The organism is Pseudomonas sp. 7P_10.2_Bac1 (assembly GCF_025465935.1).
Classification (GTDB): domain Bacteria; phylum Pseudomonadota; class Gammaproteobacteria; order Pseudomonadales; family Pseudomonadaceae; genus Aquipseudomonas.
The window spans coordinates 1-1,111 of record NZ_JANLNV010000066.1 but is presented as its reverse complement, the minus strand read 5'-3'; the positions used below and the strand labels follow the sequence as shown (position 1 = coordinate 1,111).

At 53.5% G+C, this 1,111-nt stretch carries 1 protein-coding gene; it reads right to left on the bottom strand.

Annotated elements, in window-relative coordinates:
• A protein-coding gene (locus NTD86_RS13940) for an IS3 family transposase (RefSeq protein WP_262203058.1) occupies nucleotides 1-1,040 on the bottom strand; the annotation gives its coding sequence in 2 pieces (ribosomal slippage) (nucleotides 1-788 and nucleotides 788-1,040; 1,041 coding nt annotated over the 2 pieces). This gene is flagged as partial in the annotation.
• Nucleotides 1,041-1,111 lie beyond the last annotated feature (71 nt).

Genomic DNA, 1,111 nt, shown 5'->3' with positions numbered 1-1,111 from the left:
CATATTCGGGCGCTCGTGATTGTATGTCCAGATCCAGCTTGTGCCGTAATTTTGAACTTCCGCTATCGATCCAAACAAGTAATGCCCCAGCCAGTCGTAACGTACTGTGCGGTTATAGCGCTCGACGTAAGCGTTTTGCTGCGGGTTGCCCGGCTGTATATAGTCCAAACGAATGCCCCGTTTTTCAGCCCAGCCCGTGAGTTTGGCACTGATGAATTCCGGGCCGTTGTCACTGCGGATGACTTGTGGCTTCCCGCGCCACTCAATGACCTGATCCAGCGCTCGCACCACACGTTCAGTCGGAAGCGAAAAATCAATTTCCATACTCAGGGCTTCGCGGTTGAAGTCGTCGATCAGATTGAAAACTCGAAAGCTGCGTCCGTCCGCCAATTGGTCGTGCATGAAATCCATCGACCAGCACTGGTTGCTGGCTTCAGGAACAGCCAGCGGCTCGGGCTTCTCGCGCACAATACGTTTGCGCGGCTTGATACGCAGATTCAGTTCCAGCTCGCGGTAAATCCGGTACACCCGCTTGTGGTTCCAGCGATAGCCTTTGACGTTGCGCAGGTACAGAAAGCATAAGCCGAAGCCCCAGTTTCGCTGGTTGTGTGTCAGGCGGATTAAATGATCGGTAATCTCGGCGTTTTCATACGCCAAACGCGGCTGATAGCGATAGCACGTGGTGCTGACCCTGAAGGCCAAGCACGCCAGCTTGATACTGCACCGACCTGAGCGAACCACCTCCTGCGCCATCTCTCGTCGCCGAGATGGCGTCACCACTTTTTTGCCATGGCTTCCTGGATGATTTCGGCTTTGAGGCGTTCTTCGGCGTACATTTTTTTAAGCCGCCGGTTTTCTTCCTCCAGCTCACGTAAACGAGCCATTAGCGAGGCGTCCATGCCGCCGAATTTGGTACGCCACTTATAGAACGTGGCCGAACTGATGCCGTGCTCACGGCATAGTTCTGGGGCTGGGGTTCCAGCTTCTGCTTGCTTGAGAATGGCCATGATTTGACTGTCTGAAAAACGCGATGTCTTCACGCAAAATTTCCTTGATCCGGTCAGGAGAAAATTCTACTTCTGATGCGTACTTTTTTCAGGGGGGATTACCC